We start from the raw sequence: 25,117 nt of genomic DNA on the forward strand, positions 1-25,117 counted from the left end.
GTGCGATCATAGCAGCGGTGCCTTATCATTCCAGGACTGCGTGATGTCACCCGGCGAACTGATCTTCCACTTCCTGAACACGGTCGTTCTGACCGCGCTGGTGGCTTTTTTCGTGCTGTGGCGCTACCGGGTTGGTGTGCTCGCCGGCATGGGCAGCAGCAGCGGCACGTCCCTTGCGCTACCCAGCGTTCCGCCCGCCCGCACGGTCATCCTGAGCCAGCAGGTGGATGCGCTCGCCTGGGAACGACAAGCGCGCCGACGCATCGCCCTGGCCATCAGCGGCAGCGTCGCCATACCGGCCCTGGCCCTCGCCGTCCTGCAACTCCACGTCAGCGACCTGCCCCTCACTCCGGCCCACGTCCTCCTCATCGGTGGCAGCCTGCTGGTCGCAGCGGTGCCGATGGTAGCCGTCAGCCTGGCCCTGAATTTTCGCCAGGCGGTGCTTCTGGCCCTCGCCCTGCTGCTCGCCGGTGCAGTGCTCGGCACCGTGGTTTCGATGCTCCAGCGGCCCTTTCTTGGACGCACACCGAGCCTCGACCAGTTGCTCAACTTCTTCACCTTTTTCCAGTTCGCCGCCGTGTGGCTGCCGCTACCGATGACGCTGATCCTGCTCACCGGCCTGTCGCGCATCCGCGGGGTAGCGCCGATCACCTTCGCCGGACTGCTGATCTTCGGACTCGCCCCGCTGGCCGGCTCGCGCCTGACGGCCTGGCTGGCCACGGACACCGAGGGCAGCCGGCTGCTGCTCGACATCGGGCTCAACGGCGCCTTCCTGATGTTGGCCTTACCCACCGCGCTGCTCGCCTGGTGGCGCCTGAAGCACCTCGCCGAAGCCTACGCGGCCAAGCGTTTCTCGGACGCCCAGTTGCTGGCCCGCACCTGGTGGCTGATGTTCTGCGCGACGATGGCGCTGGAGCTCATCAACGCCAGGCCCAGCCACACACCGCTGGTCCTCGCCGGCACGGTTGGCGCCTATGCGCTGTTTCCGTGGCTGAACGGCCGCTTTCTGACCCTCACCCGTCAGCACGGTCATCATCCCCCGCGGCGCACCCTGCTGCTGCTGCGGGTTTTCGGTTTCACTGCGCGCACAGAACAGCTCTTCGACCGGATCGGCGCGCGTTGGCGCCTGTTCGGCCCGGTGACGATGATCGCCGCCCCCGACGTGATGGCCCGCACCATCGACCCGGGCGACTTCCTGCGCTTTGCCAGCGGACGCCTGGCGAGCAGCTTTGTCACCAGCCAGGCCGGTCTGGACGCCGGTCTCAGCGGCATGGATCAGACCCATGACCCGGATGGCCGCTACCGGGTGAACGAGTTCTGCTGCCGGGACGACACCTGGCGCGCCACCGTGGTGGAATTGATGGACCGGGCCGACGTAGTGTTGATGGACCTGCGCAAGCTGACCCGCGAACGGGGCGGCTGCGAGTTCGAACTCCGGCAGCTCGCCCATCGCCTGCCGGCCGGACGGGTCGTGCTGGTCATCGACCAGGACACCGACACCCAGCTGATCCATGCAGCCATGCCCCACCTGCCAGTGATGATCACGCTGAAGAACGGCAATCCGGCGGAAACCGAGGCCCTGTTCGCAGCGCTCCTGCGGGCAGCGGAACTGCAAGCTGCGGGCTGATCCCGGAGTGCTAGACTCGAAGCTCCCCCCGGCTCCGGAGACCTCCATGAGCAAGCAGACCCTCGACTTCTGGTTTGAATTCGCCAGCTCCTATTCCTACCTGAGCGTAATGCGCATCGAAGCACTCGCCCGCGAGGCCAAGGTGACGGTGGTATGGCGCCCCTTCCTGCTCGGGCCGGTGTTCCTGTCGCTGGGCTGGAACGACTCGCCCTTCAACATCTATCCGCCCAAGGGACGCTACATGTGGCGCGACCTGGCACGGCTGTCAGGCAAGTACGGACTGCCCTTCCAGGTACCGTCGCGCTTCCCGCGCAACGGCCTGCTGGCCGCACGGGTGGCCCTGACCGGTGCCGACCAGCCGTGGATCGGCGACTTTACGCGGGCCGTGATGCAGGCCAACTTTGCACAAGACCGGGAAATCGCCGAGCCGGCGGTGATCGAGGAAATCCTGACCCGCCTGAACCTGCCGGCCGCAGCCCTGCTGGAACAGGCCAACAGCCCGGAAAACAAGCAGGCCCTGCGCCGCCAGACCGAACAGGCCGGCGAACTGGGATTGTTCGGCGCCCCCAGCTTCATTACCCCTGACGGAGAAGTGTTCTGGGGCAACGACCGGCTGGAAGATGCGCTGGCGTGGGTCAAGGCCCACGGCTGACCTGCAGGAACTTACTTGCCGATGAGCGGTGATACCGGAGCAGCCTTCTCACCGGCCGCCGCCTTCTTTGCCTTTTCGGCTTTTTTGTCGGCGGCCTTGCGGGCGCGCTCATCGTAGTCTTCACGGCTAGCGGCGGCCTGTTCGGCCCGACGCGCGGCCGCAGCCGCTTCCGAGGAGCGACGGCTGGCCTGAGCGGCCTCGTGACGATTGCGTGTCTCCGCCTCGCGCAGCGCGCGGGACTTGCCTTCCTGCTCGCGCTGAATCCGGGCGGCGTCCTTCTCGGACAGGTTGCGCAGGCGCGTTTCGCTGTCGGCCCGCGTTCGCGCTTCCTGCTCAGAGCGCTCGATGGCCTTCTTCGATGCCAGTTCCTCCTGTTCGGCTTGGCGTTCGGCAAAGCGCCGGTTCTTCTCGGCCAGATCGATACGGCCAGCCTCCACATTCAGCGCCCGGGCCTTGCGGATTTCCGTGACCCGCCGCTGGCGGGCCTGATCGATGCAGCGATTGACCAGGAAACGCTCATAGCAGGCCGCCTCTTCCTGAGCGAAGCGCGCTTCCGCCGCATCGTGCAGGGCCTTGCCTTCCTCGCGCATTTTTTCGGCACGGGCGATTTCCGTGGCCGGATCGACGGCGGACGCCTCCTGGGCCCCAACAGAACCATGAAAACAAAGGGCCAGCAGCAGGGTGGACAGGAGAGCGGCAGGGAACGGGCGACAGAGGCGCATGGGACGGCAGGGCAGTGGGCAACGGGACCGCTTACAATACCGGAATTCCCGCTCTCTTTCCTGACCTCCTGCTGCCGTGATCCAGTTCCGTAATCTCCGCCTCGCCCGCGGCGTCAAGACCCTCATCGAAGGCGCCAGCCTGCAGATCCACCCCGGCTGGAAGGTCGGCCTCACCGGTGCCAACGGCTGCGGCAAGTCGAGCCTGTTCGGGCTCCTGCGCGGCGAGTTGCACCAGGATTCCGGCGATCTGGAAATCCCGCCCTCGTGGGTAACCGCCCACGTGGCCCAGGAAACCCCGGCCCTCGCCTGCCCGGCGCTCGACTACGCCCTCGACGGCGACGCCGAACTGCGCCGCATCGAGGCCGCCCTCGAAGCCGCCGAAGCCGCCCACCAGGGCGAAGAGATCGGCCACCTCCACGGCCGCCTGCAGGAGATCGGCGGTTACGCCGCCCGCGCCCGCGCCGCCGCACTGCTCGATGGCCTCGGCTTCACCGCCGCCGACCTCGAACGCCCGGTGTCGGATTTCTCGGGCGGCTGGCGCATGCGCCTCAACCTGGCCCAGGCGCTGATGTGCCGCTCCGACCTGCTGCTGCTCGACGAGCCCACCAACCACCTCGACCTCGACGCGGTGATCTGGCTCGAACAATGGCTGGGCGACTATCGCGGCACGCTGATCCTGATCTCCCACGACCGGGACTTCCTCGATGCGGTGGTCAACCAGATCGCCCACATCGAAAACCAGCAGCTCACGCTGTACACCGGCGGCTACTCCAACTTCGAGCGCCAGCGCGCCGAGCGCCTGTCCCAGCAGCAATCGATGTTCGAGAAGCAGCAGCGCGAACGCGCCCACCTGCAAAAATACGTCGACCGCTTCCGCGCCCAGGCCACCAAGGCGCGCCAGGCCCAGAGCCGCATCAAGGCACTGGAGCGGATGGAGAACATCGCCGCGGCCCACATCGATAACCCCTTCAGCTTCAGCTTCCGCGAATGCGGCGCCGCACCCGACCCGCTGCTGCAGCTCGAAGACGCCGCCGCCGGCTACGTGGACAAGCCGATCCTGTCCGGCATGCGCCTGACCATCCGCCCGGGCGAGCGCATCGGCCTGCTCGGTCGCAACGGCGCCGGCAAATCGACGCTGATCAAGCTGCTCGCCGGCTCGATCAAGCCCACCGCCGGCGTACGCCAGGAAGGCAAGGGCCTGGCCCTCGGCTACTTCGCCCAGCACGCCCTTGAAAGCCTGCGCCCCGAAGAGTCGGCCCTCCAGCACATGCTGCGCCTCGACCCGCAAACCCGCGAACAGGACCTGCGCAACTACCTGGGCGGCTTCGACTTCCACGGCGACATGGCCACCGCCCCCTGCGAGCCCTTCTCCGGCGGCGAAAAATCGCGCCTGGCGCTGGCCCTGCTGATCTGGAAAAAGCCCAATCTGCTGCTGCTCGACGAGCCCACCAACCACCTCGACCTGGAAATGCGCCACGCCCTCACGCTGGCCCTGCAGGACTACGAAGGCGGCATGGTCATCGTGTCCCACGACCGGGCCCTGCTACGCGCCACCTGCGACCGCTTCCTGCTGGTCGATGACGGCCGCCTCACGCCCTTCGACGGCGACCTCGACGACTACAAGAGCTGGCTGGCCCAGCGCCGCGCCGCCGACGCCGTCGCCAACCAGTGCCCGGACAAGGCCGCCGACAAGGCGACCCGCAAGGCCGACCGCGAACAAGCCGCCGCCGACCGCCAGGCCCGTCTTGTCGCCCGCCGCCCGCTGCTCAAAGAACTGGAACAGCTCGACAAGAAGCTCGCCCCGTGGACCGCCGAAAAGGCCAGACTCGACGAACGCCTCGCCGACCCGGATCTATATACCGGCCCCGAGGCCGGCGAGGTGCCCAAGCTGATCAAGCGCCAGGGCGAACTCACCGACAAGATCGACGAAGCCGAGCTGCGCTGGCTCGAACTGCACGAAGCCCTGGAAGCCATCCCTGCCGATTGAAAAAAAGCAAGGGAAAAATGCCAATGAAAACATTGGCAACCCATCATCTAGAATGAATAAATCCGGGGGCCGCCTTGCCAAAGGTTGTGCCCCCGGACTTATTCATCCAACCTGAAGGGAGCCGATATGGAAATTGAATTTGGGCCTTACCTGCGCCGCCTCACCCTGGCCGCCACGCTGATACTCCCCTCCCTGGCCAGCGCCAGTTACTCCCAGATCTACGTCCTCGGCGACAGCCTGTCGGACACCGGCAACATCGCAGCAGCCTACGCGCCCATCGTGGCCGCCAATGGCGGTGTGCCGCTGCCCATCCTCGGCCTGTCGACGGAAGCCTACGCCCCCGGCCGGGCCAGCAACGGCCTGCTGTGGATCGACCTGCTGACCTCCCACTTCGGCTTCTCCGCCACCTCGTCCCTCAACGGCGGCACCAACTACGCCTACGGCGGCGCACGCACCGACAACCAGGTCTTCAACCCGATCATTCCCGAGTTCAAGGGCCTGCTGCAACAGCGGGACGCCCTGCTCACCGATCATCCCGTGCTGGACCCCGACGCCCTCTATATCGTCTGGGGTGGCGCCAACAACCTGCAGGACATCCTCACCGGCCGGCCCCGTGCTGACGGCACGGCCCAGACCATCGGCAAAACCGTGGGCGACCTGCAGAACATCATCGACAGTCTGGCCGCCGCCGGCGCCCAGCACTTCTATGTTCCCAACAGCCCCGACATCGGTCTTGTGCCACGCATCACCGAACGGGGCGCCGGCGCGGTTGCCGCCGCCACCTTCCTGAGCCGGTCGCTCAACACGGCGCTGGCCGGCATGCTCGATGCCCAGGAAGCCAGCGGGCTGGACATCATGACCTTCGATGCCTTCACCTACCTCCGGGACGTCGTCGCCAACCCCGCCCAGTACGGCCTCGACAATGTCACCGCGCGCTGCTACCTGGGCGACGACCTTCAATTCAAGAGCAGCGGCAGCGTGTGCGCCACGCCGGACGACTACCTGTTCTGGGACGGCATCCATCCGTCGGCAGCCGGCCAGCAATTGCTCGCCTCCGCCATGATCAACAGCATTCCCGAACCCGCCACACTGGCTCTTGGGCTGCTGGGGCTCTTCGGAATGCTTGGCCGACGCACGACTCTTGCACTTCGCAACGCATTCGGCACGAGCCGTCACGATGACTTTGCTAGAATCGCGGATTCGCCCATCCACCCGACGTAATCTGGAGTCCCGCCGTGCAACTCGTCTGTCTCGACCTCGAAGGTGTCCTTGTCCCTGAAATCTGGATCGAATTCGCGGAGCGCACCGGCATCCCCGAACTGCGTCGCACCACCCGCGAAGAACCCGATTACGACAAGCTGATGAAGTACCGTCTGGATCTGCTCAAGCAGCACAAGCTGGGGCTGCCCGACATCCAGAAAGTCATTTCCGAGATGGGCCCGGAGCCCGGCGCCAAGGACTTCCTCGACGCCCTGCGCCAGGATTTCCAGGTCATCATCCTGTCCGACACCTTCTACGAATTCGCCATGCCGCTGATGAAACAGCTCGGCATGCCGACCCTGTTCTGCCACAAGCTCGAGGCCAACAGCGAAGGCTACCTGGTGAACTACCACCTGCGCATGGCCAACCAGAAGAAGGAAGCGGTGCAGCGCTTCAAGGAAATCAACTTCAAGGTGATCGCCGCCGGCGACTCCTACAACGACACCGCGATGCTCAAGGAAGCCCACGCCGGCATCCTGTTCCGGGCACCGGACAACGTCATCGCCGAATTCCCGCAGTTCCCGGTCGAGCGCGAATACGACGCACTCATGGCGCAGATCCGCGCCGCCTCCGCCCGCATCTGATCCCGTTTTCATGCACCGCGAACGCTTCTTCACCCTGTCCGCGTCCTGCCCGGACCGGACCGGCATCGTCGCCAAGGTGTCCGGTTTCATCGCCGAGCACAAGGGCTGGATCCTCGAAACCGCCCTCCACGCCGAACCGGCGGTGGACGCCGAGCACCGCGGCCGCTACTTCATGCGCATCGAGATCAAGGCCGACTCGCTGCCCTTCATGCTCACCGAGTTCCGCGAGCGCTTCGCCCCCATCGGGGCCGAGCTGGAGATGGACTGGAAGATCACCGACTCGGCGGTCAAGAAGCGCGTGGTGGTGCTGGTCTCGAAGCAGGAACACTGCCTCTATGACCTGCTGGCACGCTGGCAGTCGAAGGAGCTGGATATCGAGATCCCCTGCGTGATCTCCAACCACGACACCTTCCGCGGCTTCGTCGAGTGGCACGGCATTCCCTTCCATCACGTGCCCGTCCCGCCCGACAACAAGGCCCGCGCCTATGCCGAAGTGCAGCGCATCTTCGAAGAGGTGCACGGCGACACCATGGTGCTGGCGCGCTACATGCAGATCCTGTCGCCAGACCTGTGTGCGGCGCATCCGGGCAAGATCATCAACATTCACCACAGCTTTCTGCCCAGCTTTGTCGGCGCCCGGCCCTATCACCAAGCCTACGAACGCGGCGTCAAGCTGATCGGTGCCACCTGCCACTACGTCACCGCCGAACTCGACCAGGGTCCGATCGTCGAGCAGGACGTGATCCGCATCGATCACTCGGACTCGGTCGAGGACATGGTGCGCTACGGCAAGGACATCGAAAAGGCCGTACTGGCACGCGGCCTGCGCTATCACCTGGAAGACCGGGTGCTGGTGCATGGCAACAAGACGGTGGTGTTCCGCTAGGCCACGTCAGCAACGCGCCATCCGGACCGGCCCAGCGAGGCCGGTTTTTTACGTCCACGCCACGGGCGGCCACGCCCGCCCGCCCAAAAAGTCGCCGTGAAATATGACGCTGTAAGAAATTCCGACATTTTCATGGCCCGTGACCTACCCGCCACTGACACACCGGCACACACCTCGGGGGGAGCCAGGCGGGGCGTTTTTCCGGCGATCCGACTGCCAAATACGTCACACCTCCGCGATGGTGCAGTGTGCGGTTTTTATCGCGGCGGGCGGATGCCAGGCGCAATGCGCGGACGGAATCGGTGCTGTTTTCGGCGCGGGCGCATCGTCGCGTCCGAGTCGATGTTTTTTACAAAATTCTGCTAATTCGCAAAAATCGGTTCGCAACAAAACTCAAACCCTTGTCGAAAAAGGAATTTTTCAGATTTAACAAAATGGCACATATTTTGCTGCAGTCCTGTCAAGCAGTCGATTCCAACCTTCCTGACCGAACGCAAAAACATGAACGCCAAGAAATTCAGCCTTTCCGCCATCGCCGCCGGCCTGCTCGGGCTCGCATCCCTGTCCGCCAACGCCGCTCCTTTTGTCGCCACCGCGGACATCTACGGCGGCGCCAGCAGCTATGCCGGCTCCGATCAGTCCCTCGGCTACGTTGGGGACGGCGGCTTCGACGCCTTCGACGGCTTCGGCTACTACCCCTTCGGGCTGCCCGCCGGCGTGACCCTCCAGCGCCAGGTCCAGCTGCTTGCCGGCATCAACACCTACCGCTGGGTCGACACCTTTACCAACAGCACCAACGCCGCCCTCTCCGGCCAGACCCGCTTCTACGGCAACCTCGGCTCCGACGGCGGGGAAGCCGTGACGACCAACACCGGCTTCCTCAAGGTGAGCCACGAAAACTGGTCCGGCCAAACCTACGATCCGGTGCTGGCCCTCATCAACGGCAACAACGCCTGGGCGCTGGCCAACACCTCGGCGGCCATCACCCCGAACGACTACAACGACTACATCACCCTGAACCTCGCCGCCGGCCAGTCGATCTCCGTCGCCCACTTTGCGATCCTGGTGCGCCCGGACGACATCTCCAGCACCTACGATCCGACCGCCTCGGTGGCCAGCGCCACCGCGCTGGGCCAGGCCCTGATCGCCGACCCGAGCACTTACTGGACCGGCCTGTCCACCAACCAGGTCAGCCTGATCGCCAACTTCGACTCCGTCCGGAACGCCGTACCGGAACCCACCAGCCTCGCCCTGCTCGGCCTGGGCGTCGCCAGCCTGCTGGGCGCCCGTCGTCGCAAGCACGCCTGATCGCCCGCTGCGCAACAAAAGAAAAACCGGCCTCGCGCCGGTTTTTTCGTTCTGGATCACCCCGCTGGCGCACCGCTGCGCGACGAGCCCGACGTGGCGGTGGAAAATTCGAGAAGCGGAACCTCGGCCGCACCCGGGCGATTCGGTGGCACCCGGATATTCATCGCATCCAGATAAAACCAAAGTGGCTCGGCGTGGATGACCGACCCGGCGTCATATTCGGGGCAAACGTAGTTGTCGCCGTCTTCATAGGTGTACTCGGACGAACCACTGGTGGCACTTGGGCAAACTCATGCTGACTCCGGGATAGCTTTGGCGGTGCGCTTTTGCAGCGTCAAGGGATTGCAGGATGTGTACACGATGTTATGCATGTCACCCCAGCCAACGAACAGGATCGGGATCAAGTCGGCCACGATCCAGGACATGCTTCAGGTTTTTCTTTGGCGCTTTACCCAATAAAAACGGGCGCCGAAGCGCCCGTTTTTATTGGCAGGAACAGCTACCGCAATCAGTTGTGGTAAGCCGATTCGCCGTGGGAGGTGATGTCCAGACCTTCCCGTTCTTCATCTTCCGGCACACGCAGGCCAATGAACATATCGACCAGCTTGAAGGCGATGAAGGCGACCACGGCAGACCACACAACAGTGGTGCCAACGGCGGTCAGCTGAACGATCACCTGATCGCTGATGGAGTAGGTATCGGAAGCCTTGTTGGCAACGTAATCCCAGACGCCGGAGCCCCCCAGGGACGGGGAGGCAAACACGCCGGTGAGGATGGCACCGAGGATGCCGCCGACGCCATGCACGCCAAACACGTCGAGGGAGTCATCGGCACCGAGCAGACGCTTCAGGCCATTCACACCCCACAGGCAGACCATGCCAGCCAGCAGGCCAATCACGATCGCACCGACCACGCCGACGAAGCCGGCTGCAGGGGTGATTGCCACCATGCCGGCAACCGCACCGGATGCAGCGCCCAGACCGGAGGGCTTGCCCTTGATGATCCATTCAGCGATCAGCCAGGACATGGCAGCAGCAGCGGTAGCAACCCAGGTATTCACGAAGGCCAGGGCGGCAGTGCCGTTGGCTTCGAGGGCGGAACCGGCGTTGAAGCCAAACCAGCCCACCCACAGCAGGGAAGCACCGACGATGGTCAGGGTCAGGCTGTGCGGGGCGAAGGACTCGCGGCCAAAACCGATCCGCTTGCCCACCATGAAGGCACCCACCAGGCCAGCTACAGCGGCATTGATGTGCACCACGGTGCCACCGGCGAAGTCGAGCGCGCCCTTCTGGAAGAGGAAACCGGCAGTCGCGTTGAGCTTGTCGGCTGCATCAGCAGAAACATAGCCGTCCGGACCCGCCCAGTACCACACCATGTGCGCAATCGGCAGGTAGCTGAAGGTGAACCAGAGCACGGAGAACAGCAGCACGGCCGAGAACTTGATCCGCTCGGCGAAGGCGCCGAGGATCAGGGCCACGGTGATTGCTGCAAAGGCGCCCTGGAAGGCCACGTAGATGAACTCGGAAATCACCACGCCCTTGGAGAAGGTGGCGGCCACGGAATCCGGCGTGATGCCCTTCAGCAGGACCTTGTCCAGGCTGCCAAAAAAGGCGCTGCCCTCGGTGAAGGCGATGGAGTAGCCGTAGAGCACCCACAGAACGCTGATCAGCGAGAACACCGCGAACACTTGCAGGAGCACCGACAGCATGTTCTTGGCACGTACGAGGCCGCCGTAGAACAGGGCCAGGCCGGGCACCGCCATCATGATGACCAGCGCGGTGGCAATGAACAGCCAGGCGTTGTCACCCTTGTTGGGAACGGGAGCCGGAGCAGCAGCTTCAGCAGCCGGAGCGGCTTCGACAGCAGCAACCGGCAGGGCAGCAGGCGCCGCGACAGGATTGACCTCGACCTTGGCGTCAGCCGGGGCCGTGACAGCGGGTGCAGCGGTGACGGCGACATCCTGCTTGTCGTCGGCCAGCGCTCCGCCCGCAAAGCTGACCGCCACGGCGGCCAGCAGGGCTGCGAAGAGTTTTTTCATGATATGAAGACTCCCTTACAGCGCATCGCCGCCGGATTCGCCGGTACGGATGCGGATGGCTTGTTCGAGATCGAACACGAAGATCTTGCCGTCACCGATCTTGCCGGTGCTGGCAGACTTTTCAATGGCTTCAATGACCTGCTCGAGGATCTCGGTCTTCACCGCAGCCTCGATCTTCACCTTGGGCAGAAAGTCGACCACGTATTCCGCGCCGCGATACAGCTCCGTGTGGCCCTTCTGCCGGCCGAAACCCTTGACCTCGGTCACGGTAATTCCCTGGACGCCGATGGCGGACAAGGCCTCACGCACTTCGTCGAGTTTGAAGGGCTTGATGATGGCAGTTACGAGTTTCATGGTGTGGCTCCTCAGCGTGACAGCCCCGCGAGGCCGTCACGCGATTACGGGAATTAGAACGTGCGGGTCAGGGTCAGCTGAATGCGATCCTTGCCCAGATCCTTGCCGAAAGCATTGGTGTAATAGTTCTGGCTGGCATTGGTGGTGATGTAGCTCAGACCCACCACGGTGCCGCTGAAGTCCTTGGTCACACCCAGCTTGTAGTCGGTGTAGGAAGCGCCGCTGTTGTCGCCCTTGACCTTCTGGCGGCCCACATGACCGACCAGATTGAGGCCCGGGGTCAGTTCGTAGGTGGCGCTCAGGTCGAGGTAACCGGAGCCCTTGGAGTCGGTCCAGCCGAACAGGTCGCTGAAAGCATGGGAGTACTTCAGGCTCAGGATGCTGTACGAGCCACCGATGTAGCCTTCCAGGGTGTTAGGGTTGTTGCCGTAGCCGGAGCCCGGGTAGAAGTATTGCAGCAGACCCACGTCGTAGCCAAAATCACCCACGGCATTCTTGAAACCGCCGTAAAAGTCCATTTCCAGGCTGTTGCTGACGGTGCTGCTGCCATCGCTCAGCCAGGAGACGTTGGAGCCCCAGGCACCGAGGTAAACACCGCTGGAATGCGCGTAGTCAACACCACCCTGCACGGCAGGCTTGCGGTTGGTCTGGCCGATGCCGCGGTAGATGTACTCGGAGGCCAGCGTAACGTTGCTGGTGAAGGTGTGCTCCGGGGTCGGTGCAGCATCCGCAGCGTTGGCCATGGTCGGCAGAACGATGCTGGCAGCAATCAGGGCAGAGGCGATGACGGTCTTGCGCATGATGGGGATCTCCATGAGTTCAAAGTTGGTGAAATCAATTTAGCAATCCACATGCCAGTTTTAAAAACAACTTGATTTCAAATAGTTACAGTAGATGAAGGGGCATTGCCGCAGCGCCACAACGGGGGAGGATGCACCACTTTGGTATCACGCACCAATACAGGGCGCCCAATTGGTGCGTCGGCGCTTTCGGTGCATGCCTGCGTCCGGTGCTAAACTGGAATCGACCCCTATTTTTCCCGTTCTACTGAGGAGCGTTGTCATGACCAATCCCAAAATCCTCGACGAAATTGGTTCCAAAGTCTCCGAACTCCTTGCCAGCAGCCCTGCCAAGGATCTGGAGAAAAATGCCCGCGCACTGCTCGCCAGCGGCTTCTCCAAACTGGATCTGGTGACCCGCGAGGAATTCGAGGTGCAACGTGAGGTGCTCGCCCGCACCCGCGAGAAGCTCGCCGAACTGGAACACCGGGTGGCACGCCTGGAAGCAGAGCAAGCCGCCGTTCCGCCAGCGGAAGACGCCTGATAGTCTTCCCGCTTGCTGCCACAACGAGGGCGCCTTGGCGCCCTCTGTCATTTCCTGCACTGGAGACCTTCCGTGAAACCTGCCTTCGCCCTGCTCATCGCCCTTGCCACCCCGGCCTTCGCGGCACCGGTCAATTACACCATCGACGCCAACCACACCTTTCCCCTCTTCGAGACCGACCACCTGGGCTTTTCCACCCAGCGCGGCCGCTTCAACAAGACCAGCGGCAAGATCGTGCTCGACGTGGCGGCCCGCACCGGCTCGGTGGACGTAAGCATCGACGCAGCCTCCATCGACATGGGCTTCGCCAAGTGGAACGACAACATGCGCGGCGAGGGCTTCTTCAACACCGCCGAGTTCCCCACCATCAGCTTCAAGGCCGAGCGCCTGAGCTTTGACGGCGACAAGCCGGTGTCCGCCGAAGGCAGCCTGACGCTCCTCGGCGTGACGAAGCCGGTCACCCTCACCCTGACCCGCTTCCATTGCGCGCCCCATCCGCTCAACAAGCGCGAAACCTGCGGCGCCGACATCATTGCCCGCCTCAAGCGCTCGGAATTCGGGATGACCAAGTACATTCCATCGGTGAGCGACGAAGTGCGCCTGATCATTCCGGTCGAGGCCTACAAGGAATAAACGGCAAAGATGGCGCCATGCCGGACTGCAACAGGGCTTTCACAAGCCAACCATAAAATCGCGGAATGAAAAGATTCTTTGTAGCCTGCCTGCTGGGCAGCCTTTCTCTCCACGCCGTCGCAGCCCGACCGTTTGTCACCGACGATGCACGCCTCACGAATGCCGGCAGTTGCCAGCTTGAAAGCTGGGCCCGGCTCTACCGGGACAGCCATGAAACGTGGGCCCTGCCGGCCTGCAACCCCACTGGCAACTTCGAAGTCACCGCAGGCGGCGGGTACGCACGCAGCGACAACTCCCAGGGCACGAATGACTACGTACTGCAGGCAAAAACGCTCTTCCGCCCTCTGGAAACGAACGGCTGGGGCATCGGACTGGGACTCGGGACTGTTCATCATCCGAAGATCAGTCCTGGCCCCAACCTGCTCGGCAACACCTATGCTTACGTGCCCGTTTCATTCTCATTCGATAGCGACAGGCTTATTGTGCATACCAATGTCGGGTGGCTGAGAGACCGTGCCAGCGGCAACAACAACATGACCTGGGGTGTCGGCGGTGAATTCCAGGCAAGCCCGCGGCTTCTGCTGATTGCGGAAACCTTCGGAGACCACCGCAACCAGCCCTACTGGCAGATCGGCGGACGCGTCTCCATCATTCCCAATCTTGTCCAGATCGATACCACCGTCGGCCAGCAGTTCACCGGCCCCGTGAGCAGCCGATGGCTTTCGTTCGGAATACGACTGACCCCCGAAAGCCTGTTCTGAATACAGGATGAAACGGGCCTCGCCCACAAAATCAGGCGGCCAGGCAATAGCAAATCAGCATTAAAAGATACACTTGGCATTTTCATGCCAAAAACATCATGAGCCTGGCCGTCCTGACCAGCCGCGCCCTCGTCGGCCTCCTCGCCCCGGAAGTCACTGTCGAAGTCCATCTTGCCAACGGATTACCCGCGTTTACCCTTGTCGGGCTCCCGGATGTCGAAGTGCGCGAGGCCCGCGACCGGGTTCGTGCCGCACTGCAAACCGGGCAGTTCGATTTCCCGCAGCGGCGCATCACGGTCAACCTGGCCCCGGCCGACCTGCCAAAGGAAGGCGGCTGCTTCGATCTGCCGATAGCACTCGGCATCCTTGCCGCGTCCGGGCAGATTCCCGCCGACGGTCTGAACCGCTACGAATTTGCCGGCGAGCTGTCCCTGACCGGCGAATTGCGCCCGGTGCGCGGCGCCCTGGCACTGGCCCGGCAAGCCGCCAGCAGCGGCCGCATCCTGATTCTCCCCGCGGCCAATGCCGCCGAGGCCGCACTGGTCAAGGGCGTCACCATCCTTCCCGCCACCAGCCTGCCGGCAGTGGTCGCCCACCTGTGCGCCCACACCCTCCTCGACCCCTATTCCGGTCAGCCGCTGGCCCCGCCGCCAACCTACCCCGACATGGCCGACGTCAAGGGCCAGGCCCACGCCCGCCGGGCCCTGGAAGTCGCCGCCAGCGGACAACACTCCCTGCTGCTCTACGGCCCGCCCGGAACCGGCAAGTCCATGCTCGCCCAGCGCCTGCCCGGCCTGCTGCCGCCAATGGACGACGACGAAGCGCTGGAGAGCGCCGCCGTCCATTCTGTCGAAGGCAGCTTTCGCCCCGAGCGCTGGGGACTGCGGCCAATCCGGGCGCCCCACCATTCTGCGTCGACGGCGGCGCTTGTCGGTGGCGGGAGCACCCCGCGCCCCGGCGAAATCAGCCTGGCCCACAATGGAGTCCTGTTTCTGGACGAGCTGCCCGAGTTCGATCGCCGCGTCCTCGAAGCCCTGCGCGAACCCCTCGAAAGCGGTCACATCACCATCTCGCGCGCAGCACGACGAGCCGAATTTCCAGCCCGCTTCCAGCTCATCGCGGCGATGAACCCGTGTCCGTGCGGCTTTCATGGTCACCCGGACGGGCGCTGCCGATGCACGCCCGACCAGATCAGCCGCTACCGCAACAAGCTCTCCGGCCCCCTGCTGGATCGCATCGACCTGCTCCTTGAAGTGCCGGCCCTGCCCGCCTCGCAACTCCAGTCGGCGACGGCCGGCGAACGCTCGGCCTGCGTACGCGACCGGGTCATCCGCACCTGGGCGATCCAGCAGGACCGGCAGGGCAAGTCCAATGCCCGCCTCGCCGGCACCGAAATCGAACGCTGGTGCGGCCCCGACGCCAACGGCAGCAAGCTGCTTGCCACGGCCATCGAACGGCTTGGCCTGTCGGCCCGCGGTTACCATCGCATCCTGAAGGTCGCGCGTACAATCGCCGACATGAACGAGGCCGACACTATCGGCGCAGCCCATGTGGCTGAAGCGATTCAGAGTCGCCGGGGCCTCAGCGAATTCGTCTAACCTTCCTCGGGAGTTTCAATTGGCATCCACCCTGTCCACCGGCACGCCCCGTGCCAAAAACTGGTTTTTATGGTTCATCGGCTTCATCGTCCTGCTCGGCGGCCTCTTCGTCGCCTACACCTACATGGTGCTGAGCTGGAGCTATTCCACTGGCGAACGGGCCGGGTACGTGCAGAAGTTCTCCCAGAAGGGCTGGCTGTGCAAGACCTGGGAAGGGGAGCTGGCCATCGTCGCCATCCCCGGCAGCCTGCCGGAGATCTTTCACTTTACCGTCCGTGACGACAAGGTGGCGGCCGAAATCAACATCTTGATGGGCAAGCGCGTGGCCCTTTCCTACGAGCAGCACGTGGGCATTCCGTCCACCTGCTTCGGTGAAACCGGCTATTACGTCAGCAAGATCCACAGCGTCGAATAAACCCGCATCGAACACCGCAGCACTCCGGGGTGTCGAACGGCACCCCGACACCGGATAAATCCATGCCTTACGTCCAGCTGGCGGCGCTCCTCGCAGCACTCGCCACCGTCGGTCCGTTCTCGATCGACACCTACCTGCCGGCCCTGCACGCCATCGGCGCGGATCTCCACGCCACGCAGATCCAAGTCCAGCAAACCCTCACCGCCTACATGCTGCCGATGGGCGTGATGGTGCTGTGGCACGGCGCCATCTCCGACGCCTACGGGCGCAAGCGGGTGATTCTCGTCTCGATGCTGCTGTTCATGTTGGCTTCCCTCGTCTGCGTGTTTGCCGACAGCATCAACATGCTGCTGATCGGGCGCGGCCTGCAGGGCATCAGCGCCGGTGCCGGCATGGTGATCGGGCGCGCGGTAGTACGCGACCTGATGGACGGCGCGCGCGCCCAACGCCTGATGAGCCACGTCAGCATGGCCTTTGCCGTCGGCCCGGCCATCGCGCCAATTCTGGGCGGCTGGATTTTCACCGTTTTCGGCTGGCGCGCCATCTTCGTCTTTCTGGCTCTGCTGGGCCTGGCGCTGGCGGCCCTGACTGCCTGGAAGCTGCCCGAAACCCATCCGCCGGAGGCCCGCCATCCGCTCCACCCGGGCCCGCTGGCACGACGCTACAAGCACGTCTTCACGACACCGGGCTTCCTGCTGCTGACCTTTGCGGTGAGCCTCAACTTCAACGGTTTCTTCATCTACGTGCTGTCGGCGCCGGTCTTCCTGATCCAGCACCTCGGTCTGCCGGAAACCGGTTTCGGCTGGTTCTTCATCCCCGGCGTACTCGGCATGATGGCCGGCTCGGGCCTGTCGGCGCGACTTGCCGGCCGCCTGTCGCAAGCGCGCACCATCGGCATCGGCTTTGGTGTGATGCTGGTCGCCGCGGCCATCAACCTGGCGGTGAGCTACCTGCTGGCGCCCGGCCTGCCCCAGTCGGTGCTGCCGGTAATGCTCTACAACTTCGGCATGGCCATCGCCATGCCCAGCCTGACCCTCCTCGCCCTGGAGCATTTCCCCGTCCACCGGGGCATCGCCTCCAGCTGCCAGAGCTTCCTCCAGATGCTGGTCAGCTCGGTGGCCGCCGGACTCGTGGCGCCGGCCCTGTGGGGCTCGGTGGGAGGGCTGGCCGGCGGCATGACCGCCTGCCTGCTGCTGGGCATCACCTGCTTCGGCCTGTGGTGGGCGCTGTATCACCGCACGCGCGTGCAACCGGAAGAAGTGCTGCCATGAACTGGGCCGAAAGCATCGACATCTATTGCGAGCGCACCGGCCCGGAACTGTGGTCCGAGCCGGTCAATGCCCTCACCAACCTGGCCTTCATCGCCGTCGCCGTCATGCTGTGGCGAGGCGCCGGCCGCCAGCCAGCGCGGGACACACGCCTGCTGATCGGCCTGATTGCGGCGGTCGGGCTCGGCAGCCTGGTCTTCCACACCGTCGCCACCCGCTGGGCGGCAGTGCTCGACATCGGCTTCATCGGAATCTTCGTGCTCGCCTATTTTCAGCGCTTCCAGGTGCGCATCCTCGGCAAGAACGAAGCGGCCGCCTGGCGCGGGCTGGGCGGCTTTGTGCTGCTCGCCGGGCTGTTCGGGCTTGCCACACGGGCCTTGCCGGCACTGCCCCTGAACGGCTCGGAAATCTACCTGCCACCCTTTGCGCTGCTGCTGTTCTGCGCCTGGCGTGCCCGCCCACGGGCGCCCGCCACAGCCATGTGGCTGCTGCGGGCCAGCGGCCTGTTCCTTGTCAGCATTACCTGCCGGGCCATCGACCAGGCCGTCTGCGCGGCCTGGCCGCTGGGCACCCATATGGGCTGGCACCTGGTAAACGCCGCCATGCTGTACTGCTGCATGTGCGGCCTGCTGGCCGGCTCAGCGCCGGCGGCGAACTGTCAGACCAAGAGCACCCAAACCTGACAACATTAGGGCGAGGCTGGCCGGCTCCGGCACCTGGCCCGGTGGATTCGGGTCGATGATCTGGGCCACATCCAGGTTGAGTGCCGCGTTCTGCGCCCCCAGGTAGGTGCCGATCTCGTCCGGCGTCGGGTTGGAATCGCTCCCGACCAGGGCCTCGTTGCTTTCCGGATCGTACATCCCGGCGTATTTGAAGAACTCGTAACGGCGAAGAATCGACGCGGCATTGGGCCCGACCGGCGCCCCGTAGCCGCTTTCCAGCTGGCCGGAGTTCGGGTTGCCCGGATCAATTTGCAGCAGTTGCCACTCGACCTCGGTCTCCGCCTGCTTCACCTTGGCGTTGTCGCCGACCAGCTCCTCGAGGCCGATGGCGTCTTCGAGCTCGGTGGTGAACACCTTTACCCAGATCGCCTCGCCAAACCGGTCCTGGGCTTCCGGGGCCGGCGCGGCAATCTGCGCTACCACGACCGGCGGCGCGGGCGGCTGGCCCGCGGCGGGCGGAGCAGCCGGAATGATGTTCCAGGCCGGCGCCGGCAGACTCACCGTGCCGTTGCTCAGAACACCCGGCGTCGCCGCCTCGAGCAGCCAGCTGTAGGTGGTCTTGAGCGCATTGGCACTCGTCCCGACGCCGAAGTGGTCACACGGGGTGCCCGCCGAATAGCCCACACCACCGCCCGACCAGCAGTTGTCGCCGGGGGTCACGAAGCTGCCGCTCGGGGTGCCGTAATCCCAACTGGTCCCGTCAAACAGGCCCATGTAAGTAACCCGGGTGCCAAAGGTGCCGCCGCTGGAATATTCGGAGATGGTCGGCGCACCGTAGCGCACCACACTGTTCGACGGATCAAAGCCGCGACCACTCGGAAAGCCGCGCCCGACACCGCCGAAAGTGTCGGTGATGTCACTGGCGTGCAGGCCTTCCAGCTTGATCTCGAAACCATGGGCCGTCTTGCCGGTATCGTTGATCACATCGAAGTTGCCGAGCATGCCCGCGCTTGCAGCCGTCGGCATGACAGCCGCGGCGATCACCAGGCCAAGGCCCGGCAGGATGTGTCTGCTCATGTTTCCTCCCTCGTGGATGGCCAGGGCGTCACCCGGACGCCCCGACTTGCTGCATCAGCTGAAACTGTCGGCGAACAGGTTCTTGGCCCAGCCGAACATGTCCTTGTAGTGCTCGCTGGACGGGGACGGCGCTTCGGCAAGGGTGTTGGGCACCGGCTTCATCAGGCCGGTGGCGGCGTCGTAGCCAAAGACAACCGTCAGCCACGAGGCGGTTTTAGCGGTGATCGGGCTGTAGCAGGCGGAATTGGTCATCGGCGCCGGGTCCGGCGCTTCCCCGGCGAAATAGCGGATGAGCGCATCGGCACAGACCTTGGCTTCCGAGTTGGCCATGTGGCCCGACTTGGGCTGGCCAGTACCCTGAGAGTCACCGATCACGTGCACGTTGGGCACCAGCGTGGACTCGTAGTTGAGCGGGTTGACCGAGGCCCAGCGGGTAGCCGGATCGCGGCCCAGCAGGCCCGCACTGGCAACCACCTTGCCGGCCCGCTGGCCCGGGATGATATTGGCCGCGTCCACACGGATCGGGCCCCAGTTGGTGTTGATGGTCTTGTTGGCCCAATCCACCGAATCCACGGTGGTGCTCGGGTGATACTCGATCACGCTGGCGTAGGTGGTCTGGAAGGCGGTGTGGAAGGTATGCGGCTCGGCAACCACGTCGGTATTGGCATCGAGCACGATCACCTTGCCGGCGCGGCGGTTGCGCAGCAGGGTGTCGGCGACCAGACAGGCCCGCTCGTAAGGGCCCGGCGGGCAGCGGTACGGCGCCTTGGGAATCGACATCAGGAAGGTGCCGCCAGCGGGCACCGACTGGACCAGGCCCTTCAGCGCCAGCGTTTGGGGGCCGGCCTGCCAGGCATGCGGGACGACCGCCGGATCAAGGCCCGGAATGGCGTCGAAATCGATGCCCGGGGCGAGAACCAGCTTATCGTAGGGAATCACGGTGCCGTTCTGGGTGCTGACCTTGCGGTTGACCGGATCGATGCCGATGGCCCGGTCGGCAACGATGGTCACGCCGTACTTGGTGCGCAGGTTGTCGTAGCGGATGGTGATGTCGGTCATCGCCATGGCGCCGGTCATCACCAGGTTGCTGAGGATGCACGAGACGTGGGTCGGATTGGGCTCGATCAGGGTGACCTGGATCTTCGGATTCCACATCCGGACATATTTGGCGAGTGTGGCGCCGGCAAAGCCGCCGCCGATCACCACCACGCGAGGGGCGGCAAGCTGGGCACGCAGAGACAGGGGAAAGGCACCGGCGGCGAGCAGCACACCGGAGGCCTGAAGGAGTTTGCGACGATTGTGCGAAAACATGGTTTATCCCTTCGGATTCGGTTCGCTCAGTCGTCGTGCGACTTGCGGCGGCGTGAATCGCCAGTGTTCGAGGAGGGCGTCGGGGTGCCAGTCGCGGTCGTCTTGCCTCCGGTGGCGTAATAGCGGGCCATCAGGCGGATCTGCGCATCGGTGTAGCCGGCGGCCTGGCGATGCATGATCTCGTTGGGCTTGATGTTGGCCTTCATCTTGATCAGCTCGCCGTAGATCTCGCTTTCACTTTCCCCGGCCAGTTTCTCCATGCCGCCGACCGCCTGCCCGTTGGTGCCGTGGCACTGGGCGCACTGGGCGGCCAGCAAGCGGCCCGCCGGTGGCGCTGCATCGGCTGCCGCAGCGGCCAGCAGCAAGGCCAGCGCGCCGGCACCTGCCAGGTATTTCCGGTGTGACTTCATCATGTCCCTCCTCCTTTTGGCGCCCGCGGTGGCGAACGCATCAAAACCCGTCAGTCCTCGAAGTGGATCTTCGTGGCGAACACCGCCCCGGCGCCTGCATCGAAGTAGCCCTTCAGCTCGACCTTCCGCCCGTTGGCCAGCGTGGCCCGGGTGCCGTTCTCGAAACTCACCGCCCCGCTCGCGTCGATCAACTGGCCGCGCAGGCTGAAGCGCTGGGTGGCGGCATCGAAGCCCGTGATCAGCGCGGTAATCTCGAACTCCTCGCGGTCCTCGGCATCCTCATCGCTGGCCTCGATCTCCTTGGCCAGCAGCACGCCGTTGCGTACCGTGCCTTCCACCTCGACCCGCATGCCGACCCCGAGGGTGCCGGCGACGCTGGCGCCGGTGGCATCCACCGTCACCCCGTCCACCACAAAGGACGTGGCTGACACGAATGCCGCAATGTCGCCCTCGATCTTGGCCTCTCCGTCAGCCAGCACCGCCCGCGGGGCCGCACCAAGGGAATCCACTGCCCACACGCCCGCGGCGGGCAGGCGGGTCGCCGAGGCACGGACGATCATCCCGTTGGCGAGGGTCGGCAACTGCGCAGCCGGAACACCGGTGTAGTCGATAAGCGCCCCAGCCAGGGTGAAGCGCCGGTTGCTGACATCCAGCGCCTCGACCGCACCGCGCAGCTTGAAGCGGGTCGCCAGGGCTTGCGGCTCGATACGGGTGGCCGTGTAGCCACCGGCCGCCGCGTTGTAGAGGCCATACACCTCGACGCGGTCACCGACCCGCAGGGCCGACAGCCCGGCCAACCGGTCATCGAAAACAGTGGCCGGCTTGACGCTGACGCTGACACCCAGCACACGGAATGTGCCGGCGCCGACATCCACGGCCGTCACCGGGCCCACGATCTCGCTGCCGTAGCGGATGCCCGTCGCCACGCCGGTGCCGGCCACGAAATCGGCGCTACCGGTGATCGCCGTGAGCATGCCCAGCTTGAGATCAGTGCGACTGCGGGCGTTGCCGTCCTCGTCGGTCACGGTGGCAGTGGTGTCGTCGTAGCGAACGCCGGCGATGATCACCGAACCGAAACCGGAAATCGGCCCCACGGTCACCGTGCTCGAAATGGTGCCGGTACCACCGGTGCCCACACCGGCCTGATCGCCAGCCCCGCCTCCACCGCCACAGGCAGCCAGCAGCAACGCCAGAACAATCCCGGCAGACCAGCCGGACAAGGGGCGCCGCAGGGCACCCAAAAAGGCAGGTTTCACGTTTTCGACTCCACTTGGTCGGGGGCTGAGGAAGGGAGGGCGGCGTCTGCCGCGTAGCTGTACAGGCCGATGCGGATGCGCTGATCCTGCCGGCGGCCTTGCTGCCGGTCGTCCTCGATGAGACCTTCGAGCAGCGGAACGGCGCCGTGCATCAGGGATTTCCACTGGCCGAGCACAAAGCTGCGGATCGCCACCAGGGACTCGGCCGACAGTTCGTCGGCAAACACGGCCTGCTCGAAATGCGGGGGTTCCTGGGCCAGCACATTGCTGACGGCGGCCATCAGATGGTCGCCCACGTTGTCGCCGAGAAAACCCAGCATCGGCCCCTGGGCATCGCTCGGCACGAAGGCATTGCGCACCAGCCGGACCGTGTCGGTGGTGTCGTCGAGCTGGGCGATGCCGAGCCGGCACAACTCATCGAGCAGGCTGCGGGGATGGACGTCGCGGGTCACCGCGTGAGCCAGGCTTTCGAAGCTCGGCGCGCCGTCCGCCGGCGCCACCCGGGGCAAGGGTTTCGGCTCACCGGCCCCCTCGCACCACTGCGGATCGGTCATCCAGCGGGTGAACACCTCGGTGGCCGGCGACGCACGCACGGCCCGAATCGCCCGCTGCTGGCGGGTCAGGCGGGTCACCTCGCGCCGGTTGAGCCCGGTAGCCACGCTGATGCGACTGACCAGGCGCGAGGGCGCCTGCGCCGGCTGGGCCTTGACCGCTTCGTCCACGAACGCCTCCTTCATCATTTCCTCCAGTGCCGCGAACGACACCCCCTGCGCCAGAGCCAGTCTGGCAATCGGCCCCAGCAAGGCACGCATGGCGTCCCCCAGCGCCGGATCGACCGGCACGGGTTCGCTCCCGCCAGGCGTGGCCTGACCTTCGGGATGCGCGCTCATGAAATAAGCTTAAGCAACATAACTGCTCCGGATTCTAAATGTGCAAATTGCACATTTCAAGTGAATTTCACTATTTTCTTATGTAGCTCGGAAACAAACGGGGCGCCGAAGCGCCCCGTCGAGACAGAAACCCGCGCCAAGCCCTAACCGACGGCCAGCTCCCGCTCGGCCCAGAACAAGGCGGTAATCGTCTTCGCATCGGTGATGCGCCCGTCGAACACCGCCGCCCGCGCCTCGGCCAGCGACATGTGGACAATCTCCAGGAACTCGCCCTCGTCGAGCGCGTGACCCACGTGAGTCAGGCCGGTGGCGAGGAAAATCTCGATGCGCTCGTCAGAGTAGCCGATGCACGGATGCATCACCCCGAGGTGGCGCCAGTGCTCCCCCTCGTAGCCGGTTTCCTCCTGCAACTCACGCCGGGCGCAGGCCAGAATGTCTTCCCCGGCGTCGATCTTGCCGGCCGGCAACTCGAGAAAGGCCCGCCCCAGCGGGTAGCGAAACTGGCGCTCGAAAATCAGCAGGCCGTCCTCGCACACCGGAATCACCACCACCGCACCCGGGTGCTTCACGTACTCGCGCACGCCGGCGCTGCCGTCCGGCAAGCGCACCCCATCGCGAAAAACCTTCAGCAGGCGGCCGTCGAACACCACTTCGGAGGATTCCTGTTCTTCGTGCAAAGGGTCTTTCATTCCACTCTCCAACTCGCGGCCATGCCGGATTTCAAAGGGCGAAGCATGACACCCGCGGGCCGGAAAAAGCCAGCGTCTCCGGCATAATCGACCCGTCCCTCACCACAGCCCCATCCCGTGCCCGCATCCCGCCCCGTCCTGCGCGATCACCTGTTCGACCCGAGCGGCGGGCTCGTCTATCACCTGCGCGCCGCACGCCACCGGCACGGCCTGTGGGCGCCGTTCCACGCCCAAGTCGCCACCTGGCTGGCAGACTGGCAAGCCGACCGACGCGAACTGGTAATCATCGGCCCCAACGCCGGCTACGCGCTGCCGGCGGGATTTCTGGCCCGCTTTGAATCGGTCGTCGCGCTGGAGCCCGACCCCCTCGCCCGCTGGCTGCTGGCCCGCCGACCGGATGCCGCCCGGCTGCGCTTCGACCGGCTCGACTGCCTGAGCACGCCAGACGGCCTCGCCCGTCTGGCCGAACGCTACCCACACGCGACAATCCTGTTCTCCAACGTCCTCGGCCAGGTTTCCGCCCCGGTGGACAGCTGGGCAGCGCTGCTCTCCCGCCACCTCACCAGCCACGCCTGGGCGAGCTACCACGACGTGATTTCCACCGACGCGCGACCCAGCCGGATCGACGGCTGCACGGTGACATCGCCGGAAAGCCTCGACGCCACCCTGGCGCGCTTCTGGACGGGACGGCACATCACGGTGGTGGATCACGAAACCTTCCGCCTGAGCGGCAGCGGCGCATGTCGCTACGCCCCGTGGCAGATCACCCGGAAGCGCTGGCAACTGGTGGAGTGGGCCGAGAACCCGCTTCAGGCGTAGGTATTGACCTGATTGCCCGCATCCGGCGCGCCGTCGGCCTGGGCCACCCCGCGGTAGGCGGAATCGACCTTGCCCGCCTGCGCGTCCCCGGACGAGGTCTGGGAGGCCATCTCCATGCGCGCCTCCATCGCCATCTGTCCGGCGCGGGCGGCGATCTGGCGATCCGGGCCGGAAGGGTCGGCCGGTGCCAGGGCGGCGGCCTGGATCTGCTGGGCCTTGGCGATGGTTTCTTCCGGCGTGCGGGCCTTCGACACGTCGATTCCGACTTCGCCGCCGACCGCGTAGCGCTGGCCGTCCGGGCCGGTCTCGTAGCTGTAACTCGCCCCGTGGGTGACGAGGCCGGCGCCGGCCGCCACGTGGGCCAGCTCATGGGCACGCACCTCGCGATCGCGCTTTTTTAGCTCGGTGATCGCCCGCTGATCGGCCTCGCTGAGCGCCGCATCCTGACCAGCCGCCCCCGGGCGTCTGGGCGACGCCGGGCTGACGCTGTAAGCAGCGGACGAGGAGACGGAGGAAACGGACATGCGGCGAACCCTTCTGGCTACCTTTCCAGACTAGACGCCGACGCGCCCTTCGTCAGCCCCGCC

General features: G+C 65.0%; 27 protein-coding genes. 15 read left to right on the forward strand and 12 right to left on the reverse strand.

What is annotated here, in order from left to right:
* The first annotated feature begins 43 nt into the window (after positions 1-43).
* Positions 44-1,627 carry a hypothetical protein gene (locus tag ETQ85_RS02120; protein ID WP_148577479.1) on the forward strand — a complete coding sequence of 528 codons (1,584 nt, stop codon included), beginning with the start codon at positions 44-46 and terminating at the stop codon, positions 1,625-1,627.
* Between the two features lie 46 nt (positions 1,628-1,673).
* On the forward strand, positions 1,674-2,279 hold the full coding sequence (locus ETQ85_RS02125; protein ID WP_148577480.1) for a 2-hydroxychromene-2-carboxylate isomerase: 606 nt from the start codon (positions 1,674-1,676) through the stop codon (positions 2,277-2,279).
* Between the two features lie 11 nt (positions 2,280-2,290).
* Here ETQ85_RS02125 and ETQ85_RS02130 read toward each other — a convergent pair whose 3' ends face one another.
* A complete protein-coding gene (locus tag ETQ85_RS02130) occupies positions 2,291-3,001 on the reverse strand; it encodes a hypothetical protein (protein WP_148577481.1) in 711 nt (236 codons plus the stop codon).
* A gap of 76 nt (positions 3,002-3,077) precedes the next feature.
* On the opposite strand from ETQ85_RS02130, the gene ETQ85_RS02135 reads away from it, so the two are divergent.
* The 5 genes from ETQ85_RS02135 (at position 3,078) to ETQ85_RS02155 (ending at position 9,026) form a co-directional block, all read left to right on the forward strand.
* On the forward strand, positions 3,078-4,988 hold the full coding sequence (locus tag ETQ85_RS02135; RefSeq protein ID WP_148577482.1) for an ATP-binding cassette domain-containing protein: 1,911 nt from the start codon (positions 3,078-3,080) through the stop codon (positions 4,986-4,988).
* Positions 4,989-5,114: 126 nt separating this feature from the next.
* On the forward strand, positions 5,115-6,209 hold the full coding sequence (locus ETQ85_RS02140; protein WP_148577483.1) for an SGNH/GDSL hydrolase family protein: 1,095 nt from the start codon (positions 5,115-5,117) through the stop codon (positions 6,207-6,209).
* 14 nt (positions 6,210-6,223) lie between these two features.
* Complete coding sequence (gene thrH, locus ETQ85_RS02145; RefSeq protein ID WP_148577484.1) at positions 6,224-6,832, forward strand: bifunctional phosphoserine phosphatase/homoserine phosphotransferase ThrH; 609 nt, start codon at positions 6,224-6,226, stop codon at positions 6,830-6,832.
* Between the two features lie 10 nt (positions 6,833-6,842).
* Positions 6,843-7,718, forward strand: coding sequence for a formyltetrahydrofolate deformylase (gene purU, locus ETQ85_RS02150; RefSeq protein WP_148577485.1), 876 nt, complete (start codon positions 6,843-6,845; stop codon positions 7,716-7,718).
* A gap of 501 nt (positions 7,719-8,219) precedes the next feature.
* The gene (locus ETQ85_RS02155) at positions 8,220-9,026 is read left to right on the forward strand and encodes a PEP-CTERM sorting domain-containing protein (protein WP_148577486.1); all 807 of its coding nucleotides are present in this window, start codon (positions 8,220-8,222) and stop codon (positions 9,024-9,026) included.
* Positions 9,027-9,316: 290 nt separating this feature from the next.
* On the opposite strand, the gene ETQ85_RS27230 is transcribed toward ETQ85_RS02155, so the two are convergent.
* The 4 genes from ETQ85_RS27230 to ETQ85_RS02170 all read right to left on the reverse strand — a co-directional run bounded on the left by ETQ85_RS27230 (position 9,317) and on the right by ETQ85_RS02170 (position 12,218).
* Positions 9,317-9,451, reverse strand: a complete 135-nt coding sequence (locus ETQ85_RS27230) for a hypothetical protein (protein ID WP_281283065.1) — start codon at positions 9,449-9,451, stop codon at positions 9,317-9,319.
* 83 nt (positions 9,452-9,534) lie between these two features.
* Positions 9,535-11,064 carry an ammonium transporter gene (amt, locus tag ETQ85_RS02160; RefSeq protein ID WP_148577487.1) on the reverse strand — a complete coding sequence of 510 codons (1,530 nt, stop codon included), beginning with the start codon at positions 11,062-11,064 and terminating at the stop codon, positions 9,535-9,537.
* Positions 11,065-11,079: 15 nt separating this feature from the next.
* On the reverse strand, positions 11,080-11,418 hold the full coding sequence (gene glnK / locus ETQ85_RS02165) for a P-II family nitrogen regulator (RefSeq protein WP_148577488.1): 339 nt from the start codon (positions 11,416-11,418) through the stop codon (positions 11,080-11,082).
* A 53-nt stretch (positions 11,419-11,471) separates the two neighbouring features.
* On the reverse strand, positions 11,472-12,218 hold the full coding sequence (locus tag ETQ85_RS02170; RefSeq protein WP_148577489.1) for a TorF family putative porin: 747 nt from the start codon (positions 12,216-12,218) through the stop codon (positions 11,472-11,474).
* Positions 12,219-12,480: 262 nt separating this feature from the next.
* On the opposite strand from ETQ85_RS02170, the gene ETQ85_RS02175 reads away from it, so the two are divergent.
* From ETQ85_RS02175 to ETQ85_RS02205, 7 genes are all read left to right on the forward strand, one after another.
* Positions 12,481-12,741 carry an accessory factor UbiK family protein gene (locus ETQ85_RS02175; protein WP_148577490.1) on the forward strand — a complete coding sequence of 87 codons (261 nt, stop codon included), beginning with the start codon at positions 12,481-12,483 and terminating at the stop codon, positions 12,739-12,741.
* A gap of 72 nt (positions 12,742-12,813) precedes the next feature.
* Complete coding sequence (locus ETQ85_RS02180) at positions 12,814-13,374, forward strand: YceI family protein (RefSeq protein ID WP_148577491.1); 561 nt, start codon at positions 12,814-12,816, stop codon at positions 13,372-13,374.
* A 65-nt stretch (positions 13,375-13,439) separates the two neighbouring features.
* Complete coding sequence (locus ETQ85_RS02185) at positions 13,440-14,135, forward strand: hypothetical protein (RefSeq protein ID WP_148577492.1); 696 nt, start codon at positions 13,440-13,442, stop codon at positions 14,133-14,135.
* Positions 14,136-14,233: 98 nt separating this feature from the next.
* Positions 14,234-15,733 (forward strand): YifB family Mg chelatase-like AAA ATPase, encoded by a 1,500-nt coding sequence (locus ETQ85_RS02190; protein ID WP_148577493.1) that lies wholly within the window; start codon positions 14,234-14,236, stop codon positions 15,731-15,733.
* 19 nt (positions 15,734-15,752) lie between these two features.
* Positions 15,753-16,148, forward strand: a complete 396-nt coding sequence (locus ETQ85_RS02195) for a hypothetical protein (protein ID WP_246128590.1) — start codon at positions 15,753-15,755, stop codon at positions 16,146-16,148.
* 29 nt (positions 16,149-16,177) lie between these two features.
* A complete protein-coding gene (locus ETQ85_RS02200; protein WP_148577494.1) occupies positions 16,178-17,419 on the forward strand; it encodes a multidrug effflux MFS transporter in 1,242 nt (413 codons plus the stop codon).
* Entirely contained in the window at positions 17,416-18,099 is a 684-nt protein-coding gene (locus tag ETQ85_RS02205) for a ceramidase (protein ID WP_148577495.1), read from the forward strand. The genes ETQ85_RS02200 and ETQ85_RS02205 overlap by 4 nt, the downstream gene beginning before the upstream one ends.
* On the opposite strand, the gene ETQ85_RS02210 is transcribed toward ETQ85_RS02205, so the two are convergent.
* From ETQ85_RS02210 to ETQ85_RS02235, 6 genes are all read right to left on the reverse strand, one after another.
* Complete coding sequence (locus ETQ85_RS02210) at positions 18,055-19,155, reverse strand: PEP-CTERM sorting domain-containing protein (protein WP_148577496.1); 1,101 nt, start codon at positions 19,153-19,155, stop codon at positions 18,055-18,057. The genes ETQ85_RS02205 and ETQ85_RS02210 overlap by 45 nt on opposite strands.
* 54 nt (positions 19,156-19,209) lie before the next feature.
* Positions 19,210-20,466 (reverse strand): NAD(P)/FAD-dependent oxidoreductase, encoded by a 1,257-nt coding sequence (locus ETQ85_RS02215; protein ID WP_148577497.1) that lies wholly within the window; start codon positions 20,464-20,466, stop codon positions 19,210-19,212.
* 26 nt (positions 20,467-20,492) lie between these two features.
* The gene (locus ETQ85_RS02220) at positions 20,493-20,879 is read right to left on the reverse strand and encodes a c-type cytochrome (RefSeq protein ID WP_222862029.1); all 387 of its coding nucleotides are present in this window, start codon (positions 20,877-20,879) and stop codon (positions 20,493-20,495) included.
* 47 nt (positions 20,880-20,926) lie between these two features.
* A complete protein-coding gene (locus ETQ85_RS02225) occupies positions 20,927-22,132 on the reverse strand; it encodes a DUF5666 domain-containing protein (protein WP_148577498.1) in 1,206 nt (401 codons plus the stop codon).
* Positions 22,129-23,022: a DUF6502 family protein gene (locus tag ETQ85_RS02230; RefSeq protein ID WP_222862030.1), complete on the reverse strand. Its 894-nt coding sequence runs from the start codon at positions 23,020-23,022 to the stop codon at positions 22,129-22,131. The genes ETQ85_RS02225 and ETQ85_RS02230 overlap by 4 nt, the downstream gene beginning before the upstream one ends.
* A 143-nt stretch (positions 23,023-23,165) precedes the next feature.
* Positions 23,166-23,711 carry an NUDIX domain-containing protein gene (locus tag ETQ85_RS02235; protein WP_148577499.1) on the reverse strand — a complete coding sequence of 182 codons (546 nt, stop codon included), beginning with the start codon at positions 23,709-23,711 and terminating at the stop codon, positions 23,166-23,168.
* A 117-nt stretch (positions 23,712-23,828) separates the two neighbouring features.
* On the opposite strand from ETQ85_RS02235, the gene ETQ85_RS02240 reads away from it, so the two are divergent.
* Positions 23,829-24,530: a hypothetical protein gene (locus tag ETQ85_RS02240; protein ID WP_148577500.1), complete on the forward strand. Its 702-nt coding sequence runs from the start codon at positions 23,829-23,831 to the stop codon at positions 24,528-24,530.
* Here ETQ85_RS02240 and ETQ85_RS02245 read toward each other — a convergent pair.
* Positions 24,521-25,054, reverse strand: a complete 534-nt coding sequence (locus tag ETQ85_RS02245; protein WP_148577501.1) for a putative metalloprotease CJM1_0395 family protein — start codon at positions 25,052-25,054, stop codon at positions 24,521-24,523. The genes ETQ85_RS02240 and ETQ85_RS02245 overlap by 10 nt on opposite strands.
* Positions 25,055-25,117: the final 63 nt, after the last annotated feature.

The organism is Zoogloea oleivorans, assembly GCF_008107625.1.
GTDB classification, from domain to species: Bacteria; Pseudomonadota; Gammaproteobacteria; order Burkholderiales; family Rhodocyclaceae; genus Zoogloea; species Zoogloea oleivorans.

Excerpts from the sequence above, each read along its gene's own strand:
- ETQ85_RS02130 (WP_148577481.1), bottom strand. The coding sequence starts at position 3,001 with ATGCGCCTCTGTCGCCCGTTCCCTGCCGCTCTCCTGTCCACCCTGCTG.
- ETQ85_RS02175 (WP_148577490.1), top strand. The coding sequence starts at position 12,481 with ATGACCAATCCCAAAATCCTCGACGAAATTGGTTCCAAAGTCTCCGAA.
- ETQ85_RS02185 (WP_148577492.1), top strand. The coding sequence starts at position 13,440 with ATGAAAAGATTCTTTGTAGCCTGCCTGCTGGGCAGCCTTTCTCTCCAC.
- ETQ85_RS02205 (WP_148577495.1), top strand. The coding sequence starts at position 17,416 with ATGAACTGGGCCGAAAGCATCGACATCTATTGCGAGCGCACCGGCCCG.
- ETQ85_RS02245 (WP_148577501.1), bottom strand. The coding sequence starts at position 25,054 with ATGTCCGTTTCCTCCGTCTCCTCGTCCGCTGCTTACAGCGTCAGCCCG.
- ETQ85_RS02140 (WP_148577483.1), top strand. The coding sequence starts at position 5,115 with ATGGAAATTGAATTTGGGCCTTACCTGCGCCGCCTCACCCTGGCCGCC.
- ETQ85_RS02125 (WP_148577480.1), top strand. The coding sequence starts at position 1,674 with ATGAGCAAGCAGACCCTCGACTTCTGGTTTGAATTCGCCAGCTCCTAT.
- ETQ85_RS02230 (WP_222862030.1), bottom strand. The coding sequence starts at position 23,022 with ATGAGCGCGCATCCCGAAGGTCAGGCCACGCCTGGCGGGAGCGAACCC.
- ETQ85_RS02210 (WP_148577496.1), bottom strand. The coding sequence starts at position 19,155 with ATGAGCAGACACATCCTGCCGGGCCTTGGCCTGGTGATCGCCGCGGCT.
- ETQ85_RS02215 (WP_148577497.1), bottom strand. The coding sequence starts at position 20,466 with ATGTTTTCGCACAATCGTCGCAAACTCCTTCAGGCCTCCGGTGTGCTG.
- ETQ85_RS02190 (WP_148577493.1), top strand. The coding sequence starts at position 14,234 with ATGAGCCTGGCCGTCCTGACCAGCCGCGCCCTCGTCGGCCTCCTCGCC.
- amt (WP_148577487.1), bottom strand. The coding sequence starts at position 11,064 with ATGAAAAAACTCTTCGCAGCCCTGCTGGCCGCCGTGGCGGTCAGCTTT.
- ETQ85_RS27230 (WP_281283065.1), bottom strand. The coding sequence starts at position 9,451 with ATGTCCTGGATCGTGGCCGACTTGATCCCGATCCTGTTCGTTGGCTGG.
- glnK (WP_148577488.1), bottom strand. The coding sequence starts at position 11,418 with ATGAAACTCGTAACTGCCATCATCAAGCCCTTCAAACTCGACGAAGTG.
- ETQ85_RS02235 (WP_148577499.1), bottom strand. The coding sequence starts at position 23,711 with ATGAAAGACCCTTTGCACGAAGAACAGGAATCCTCCGAAGTGGTGTTC.
- ETQ85_RS02220 (WP_222862029.1), bottom strand. The coding sequence starts at position 20,879 with ATGATGAAGTCACACCGGAAATACCTGGCAGGTGCCGGCGCGCTGGCC.
- ETQ85_RS02155 (WP_148577486.1), top strand. The coding sequence starts at position 8,220 with ATGAACGCCAAGAAATTCAGCCTTTCCGCCATCGCCGCCGGCCTGCTC.
- ETQ85_RS02120 (WP_148577479.1), top strand. The coding sequence starts at position 44 with ATGTCACCCGGCGAACTGATCTTCCACTTCCTGAACACGGTCGTTCTG.
- ETQ85_RS02170 (WP_148577489.1), bottom strand. The coding sequence starts at position 12,218 with ATGCGCAAGACCGTCATCGCCTCTGCCCTGATTGCTGCCAGCATCGTT.
- purU (WP_148577485.1), top strand. The coding sequence starts at position 6,843 with ATGCACCGCGAACGCTTCTTCACCCTGTCCGCGTCCTGCCCGGACCGG.